The following is a 5,999-nucleotide window of genomic DNA, read 5'->3' as shown; positions in this document are numbered from 1 at the left end:
GCAGGGTGCGCTGGATCTCGTGGAGGGCGGCCTCGAAGTCGCCGCAGCCGTCGGCGGGGTAGTCGTGTCCGTCGTGGTGGAGGACGGCGCGGAAGTCCTGGTCGGCGAGTGCGGACCCGGCGAGGTCGCCGAGCTGGAGGGTGCAGTGCAGCGTCCCCGCGCGCGTGCCGTCGCCCTCGACGATCAGCGGAAGCGGCTCGGACCACTCCAGGAGGCAGTCGCACAGGCCCCCTTCGCGGAAGGTGAACCCTTCGGCGGGCGGCTCGCCGGACAGCGCGCCCAGGTCGTCCATATTGTCGCCCTCGAAGAGGACGCCCCTGATCGTCGTCCGGATCTCGCTCCCGTCCGACACGAACACCACCGTCTCGCGCCCGTGGCGGTCCGTGTAGTGCCCCGGCCAGTACCGCACGTCAGCCAGCGTTCTGGCTGGCCAGTGAGACCGACAGCTCCCGGGCGACCTGCTGGAGCACCGGGACGATGCGCTCGGTCGCCTGTTCCGTGACGCGCCCGGCGGGCCCGGAGATCGAGATCGCCGCCGCGGTGGGGGAGTCGGGCACGGAGACGGCGAGGCAACGGACGCCGATCTCCTGCTCGTTGTCGTCGACGGCGTACCCGAGGGCGCGTACGGCCCGCAGGGCGGCCAGGAAGGCGTCGGGGGTGGTGATGGTCTTCTCGGTGGCCGCGGGCATCCCTGTGCGCCCCAGGAGGGCGCGTACGTCCCCGTCGGGGAACCCGGCGAGGAGCGCCTTGCCGACGCCGGTGGAGTGCGGCAGGACGCGCCGGCCGACCTCCGTGAACATCCGCATCGAGTGCTTGGACGGCACCTGCGCGACGTACACGATCTCGTCGCCGTCCAGGAGCGCCATGTTCGCGGTCTCGCCGGTCTCCTCGACGAGCCGCGCGAGATGGGGCCGCGCCCAGGTGCCCAGCAGGCGCGACGCCGACTCGCCGAGGCGGATCAGGCGGGGGCCGAGCGCGTAGCGGCGGTTCGGCTGCTGGCGGACGTACCCGCAGGCCACCAGCGTGCGCATCAGGCGGTGGATCGTCGGCAGCGGCAGCCCGCTGCTCGCCGACAGCTCGCTCAGCCCGACCTCGCCGCCCGCGTCCGCCATCCGCTCCAGGAGGTCGAACGCGCGCTCGAGGGACTGGACCCCTCCGCCTGCGGACTTGGCGGACTCGGAGGTGCTGGCGCTGGACGGCGGCACGGCGCGTTCCTTTCGGCAGTCAGGAGGCAGCAGCCTACCCGTCGGCGTGTTGACTCCTCGGTGGTGCGTCGTTACGTTCTGGCAGGTGAAAGAGTAATTCCGTGATCCGGAAACCGCTAGGCCGGAGGGTGGACCCTTGACGCTCAGAAGGGGCTGAGTGAAGACTCCTTCAACAGAAAGTTGAACTTCGTTACGGGGATGTAAACCCAGGTCAGAGAGGGGTTCCGGGTGTCCGAGGCCGAACTGGTCCTGCGCTCCACGCGCGTGGTCACGCCCGAGGGCGAGCGAGCCGCCACGATCGCGGTCTCGGGCGGCGTGATCACCGCCGTCCTGCCCTACGACGCCGCGCCGCCGCCCGGCGCGCGCGTGGAGGACGTCGGCGACCACGTCGTCCTGCCCGGCCTCGTCGACACGCACGTGCACGTCAACGACCCCGGCCGCACCCACTGGGAGGGCTTCTGGACCGCCACGCGCGCGGCGGCGGCCGGCGGCATCACCACCCTCGTCGACATGCCCCTCAACTCCCTCCCGCCGACGACCACCGTCGACCACCTCGACGTGAAGCGGAAGACCGCCGCCGACAAGGCGCACATGGACGTCGGCTTCTGGGGCGGCGCCCTGCCCGGCAACACGGCCGACCTGCGCCTCCTGCACGACGCCGGGGTCTTCGGCTTCAAGGCGTTCCTGTCGCCCTCCGGGGTCGACGAGTTCCCGCACCTCGACCGCGAGCACCTCGCGCGCGCACTGGAGGAGATCGCTGCCTTCGACGGCCTGCTGATCGTCCACGCGGAGGACCCCCACCACCTCGAAACCGCCCCCCAGCAGGGCGGCCCCAAGTACGCCGACTTCCTCGCCTCCCGCCCGCGCCACGCCGAGGACACGGCGATCGCGCACCTCCTGGACGAGGCGAAACGCCTCCGCGCGCGCGTGCACGTGCTGCACCTGTCCTCCAGCGACGCCCTCCCGCTGATCGCCGCGGCCAAGGCGGACGGCGTCCGTGTCACCGTCGAGACCTGCCCGCACTACCTGACCCTCACCGCCGAGGAAGTCCCCGACGGCGCCAGCGAGTTCAAGTGCTGCCCGCCCATCCGCGAGGCCGCCAACCAGGACCTCCTGTGGCAGGCCCTCGCCGACGGGACGATCGACTGCGTGGTCACCGACCACTCGCCCTCCACGGCCGACCTGAAGACCGACGACTTCGCCACCGCGTGGGGCGGCATCTCCGGCCTCCAGCTCAGCCTCTCCGCCGTCTGGACGGCCGCCCGCGCGCGCGGGCACGCGCTGGAGGACGTCGTGCGCTGGATGTCGTCCCGCACGGCCGCCCTGGTGGGCCTCGACGGCCGCAAGGGCGCGATCGCCCCCGGCCACGACGCCGACTTCGCCGTCCTCGCCCCCGACGAGACGTTCACCGTCGACCCCGAGGCCCTCCAGCACCGCAACCGCGTCACCGCGTACGCGGGCCGGACCCTGTACGGCGTCGTGAAGTCCACCTGGCTGCGCGGCGAACGCATCCACGCCGACGGCGAGTTCACCGCCCCGAAGGGCCGCCTCCTGACCCGCGACCACTGACACCCGCACCGGCCACTCCCGAAAGGCACCCCCGTGACGGCGATCCCCCGTTTCACCGGCGACGCGCAGCCCTACCAGGGCGGCGACCCGTACGCGGACCACCGCTGCGCCGACCTCCCCTTCACGCACCTCGCCGACCTCGCCGACCGGCAGCTCGGCGCCGGGGTGATTGCCGCCAACGACGAGTTCTTCGCCCACCGGGAGAACCTCCTGCTGCCCGGGCGCGCGGTCTTCGACCCCGAGCACTTCGGGCACAAGGGCAAGGTCATGGACGGCTGGGAGACCCGCCGCAGGCGCGGCGCCTCGGCCGAGCACCCCTGGCCGACGGCCGACGACCACGACTGGGCGCTGATCCGCCTCGGCGCCCCCGGCGTCGTGCGCGGCATCGTCGTCGACACGGCCCACTTCCGCGGCAACTACCCGAAGGCGGTCTCCGTCGAGGCCACCTCGCTGCCGGGCGCGCCCTCCCCGGAGGAACTCCTCGGCGACGACGTCAAGTGGACGACCCTCGTCCCGCGCACCGAGGTCGGCGGCCACGCGGCGAACGGCTTCGCCGTCGATGTCGAACAGCGCTTCACGCACCTGCGCCTCAACCAGCACCCCGACGGCGGCATCGCGCGCCTGCGCGTGTACGGCGAGGTCGTCCCCGACCCCGAGTGGCTCGCCGTCCTCGGCGCCTACGACGTCGTCGCCCTGGAGAACGGCGGCGCCGCCGAGGACGCCTCCAACCTGTTCTACTCCCCGGCGTCCAACACCATCCGCCCCGGCCGCTCCCGCCAGATGGACGACGGCTGGGAGACGCGCCGCCGCCGCGACCAGGGCAACGACTGGATCCGCTACCGCCTCGCCGCGCAGTCCGAGATCCGCGCGGTCGAGATCGACACCGCGTACCTGAAGGGCAACAGCGCCGGCTGGGCCACTGTCTCGGTCCGGGACGGCGAGGACGCCGGGGACGACGCCTGGCGCGAGATCCTCCCGCGCACGCGCCTGCAACCCGACACGAACCACCGCTTCGTCCTCCCGGAACCGGCCGTCGGCACGCACGCGCGGGTGGACATCTTCCCGGACGGCGGGATCTCCCGGCTGCGGCTGCACGGCGCGCTCACCGCGAAGGGCGCGGCCGACCTGGCGGCACGCCACCGGGAGCTCGGCGGCTGATCCGCACCGGGTGAACCGGTGAGCTCCGCGCGCGGGCGGGGTCCGAGGCGACGACCACGGACCCCGCCCGCGCGCCGTGGACCTCGGCAGCCTCGCCGCCCGGCAGCCGAACTCCCGGCCGACACCTGACCGCAGGTTAACTTCCTGAAAACGCTTCGGACTTGCCGGGAAAATCTTGGAAGTTGTCGTTGACATGCCAGCATCTACGCGCGTCATCATGGACCCATGAGATTCCCCCCACGCATCACCCGAGTAGGCGCCGCTGCCGCCGTCCTGTCCGCCCTCCTGGTCGGCGGCACCGTCGCCACCGCGTCCCCGGCGGCTGCCGCGGTCGGCAGCATCTGCTACGGCGCCCTGCCGTCGCAGGCGCACACCACCCTGAACCTGATCGACCAGGGTGGTCCGTTCCCGTACTCGCAGGACGGCGTCGTCTTCCAGAACCGCGAAGGCGTCCTGCCGAGCCAGTCCACGGGCTACTACCACGAGTACACCGTGATCACCCCGGGCTCCTCGACGCGCGGCGCCCGCCGCATCGTCACCGGGCAGCAGTCGCAGGAGGACTACTACACCTCCGACCACTACGCGACCTTCGACCTGATCGACTTCTCCTGCTGAGCCACCCCCACGCTCAGCCCTGAGGACAGGCGCACCCACCCGGAAGCCCGACTCCATCAGTCGGGCTTCCGGCGTTCCGCGACGGCGAACAGGGCGCACCCGAGCACCACGAGCGCCATGCTCGCGTAGATCTCCGCCCCGTCGAGGAAGCCGATCCTCTGCACGAACCCGATGTTCCAGTCGGTGAACTCGTGCACCAGTCCCATCCCGCCCTGCACCAGGGCGATCAGACCGAGAAACTCCAGCAACTGCTTCATGCCTGCGAGTCTCGCCGCGCGAACCGCCCTCGCACATCGGCCGCGGGGCGACGCCGGCCCTACGGAAGGAGCCGGTCGGGCCGGGGGCGGTCGCCGAAAGTCGGTTCCGCCGCGACTTAGGTAGCCGATCATCCGTACGAGGCGGTCAGGGGCCATGAGGGCGGCATAGATTTGTCGGCTGTGAAGACCGTGAAGCAAGACCGGGGGACACGGGCGTTCGCAGGGCCGCGGTGGCTGCTGCCGTCCGCCGTCGTCGCGGAACTGGAGAGGGACACCGACCCCGCGCGGGTGCGCGGCCGGCCCCGGCGCACCGCGCGTGACTGGCTCGTCGACTTCACCGCGTTCTTCCTGGCCGTCGTCGTGGGTCTTCTCGCGGCCGACGACCTCTCCAAGGAACACATCCCGCAGTCCGTCGCCGTCCTGGACCAGGTCGTGGGAGCGCTCTCGTGCGCCGCCGTGTGGCTGCGCCGGCGCTGGCCGCTGGGGGTGGCCGTCGCGATGATCCCCGTCGGCCTGATCTCTGTGAGCGCGGGCGGCGCCGGGCTGATCGTCATGTTCACCCTGATCGTCCACCGGCCGCTCAAACAGGCCGCCTGGGTCTGCGCGGCCTCCCTCGCGGTGATGCCGGTGTTCTACTGGCTGCGGCCCGCCCCGAACACCCACTACCTGGCTTCCCTCGCCCTCACCCTCGTGATGAGCGCGTGCGTCCTCGGCTGGGGCCTGTTCGTCCGCTCCAAGCGCCAGCTCATGCTCAGCCTGCGCGACCGCGCGCACCGCGCCGAGACCGAGGCCCAGCTGCGCGCGGAACAGGCGCAGCGCCTCGCGCGCGAGGCCATCGCGCGCGAGATGCACGACGTCCTCGCGCACCGGCTGACCCTCCTCAGCGTCCACGCGGGCGCGCTGGAGTTCCGCCCCGACGCACCGCAGGAGGAGATCGCCCGCGCGGCCGGGGTGATCCGGGAGAGCGCCCACGAGGCCCTCCAGGACCTGCGCGAGATCATCGGCGTCCTGCGCGCGGGCGACCCCGACGACAAGGGCCGCCCGCAGCCCACCCTCGGCGGCCTCGACGCCCTCGCCGCCGAGTCCCGCGAGGCCGGCATGAAGGTCACCCTCGACCAGCGCCTCACCGATCCCGCCTCCGTCCCCGCCTCCACCGGCCGCACCGCCTACCGCATCGCCCAGGAAGCCCTCACCA

General features: G+C 72.3%; 7 protein-coding genes. 4 read left to right on the top strand and 3 right to left on the bottom strand.

From position 1 onward, the window contains the following. Both AOK24_RS42210 and AOK24_RS42205 read right to left on the bottom strand, forming a co-directional pair. A partial coding sequence (locus tag AOK24_RS42210; RefSeq protein WP_240554388.1) for a DUF6304 family protein occupies positions 1 to 409 on the bottom strand: 409 nt, incomplete at its 3' end. Between the two features lies 1 nt (position 410). Further along, on the bottom strand, positions 411 to 1,205 hold the full coding sequence (locus tag AOK24_RS42205; RefSeq protein WP_055725170.1) for an IclR family transcriptional regulator: 795 nt from the start codon (positions 1,203 to 1,205) through the stop codon (positions 411 to 413). 228 nt (positions 1,206 to 1,433) lie between these two features. On the opposite strand from AOK24_RS42205, the gene allB reads away from it, so the two are divergent. From allB to AOK24_RS42190, 3 genes are all read left to right on the top strand, one after another. Continuing rightward, positions 1,434 to 2,774: an allantoinase AllB gene (gene allB / locus AOK24_RS42200; RefSeq protein ID WP_055725169.1), complete on the top strand. Its 1,341-nt coding sequence runs from the start codon at positions 1,434 to 1,436 to the stop codon at positions 2,772 to 2,774. 33 nt (positions 2,775 to 2,807) lie between these two features. Further along, positions 2,808 to 3,932 carry an allantoicase gene (gene alc / locus AOK24_RS42195; protein ID WP_055725168.1) on the top strand — a complete coding sequence of 375 codons (1,125 nt, stop codon included), beginning with the start codon at positions 2,808 to 2,810 and terminating at the stop codon, positions 3,930 to 3,932. A gap of 225 nt (positions 3,933 to 4,157) precedes the next feature. Next, positions 4,158 to 4,547 carry a guanyl-specific ribonuclease gene (locus tag AOK24_RS42190; protein ID WP_055725167.1) on the top strand — a complete coding sequence of 130 codons (390 nt, stop codon included), beginning with the start codon at positions 4,158 to 4,160 and terminating at the stop codon, positions 4,545 to 4,547. 56 nt (positions 4,548 to 4,603) lie between these two features. Here AOK24_RS42190 and AOK24_RS42185 read toward each other — a convergent pair whose 3' ends face one another. Then, entirely contained in the window at positions 4,604 to 4,804 is a 201-nt protein-coding gene (locus AOK24_RS42185; RefSeq protein ID WP_055725166.1) for a hypothetical protein, read from the bottom strand. Positions 4,805 to 4,984: 180 nt separating this feature from the next. On the opposite strand from AOK24_RS42185, the gene AOK24_RS42180 reads away from it, so the two are divergent. After that, on the top strand, positions 4,985 to 5,999 hold a 1,015-nt coding region (locus tag AOK24_RS42180; RefSeq protein ID WP_055725165.1), incomplete at its 3' end, for a sensor histidine kinase.

It is taken from the genome of Streptomyces niveiscabiei (assembly GCF_001419795.1).
Lineage (GTDB): Bacteria > Actinomycetota > Actinomycetes > Streptomycetales > Streptomycetaceae > Streptomyces > Streptomyces niveiscabiei.
This window is presented reverse-complemented; position numbering and strand designations above follow the sequence as displayed.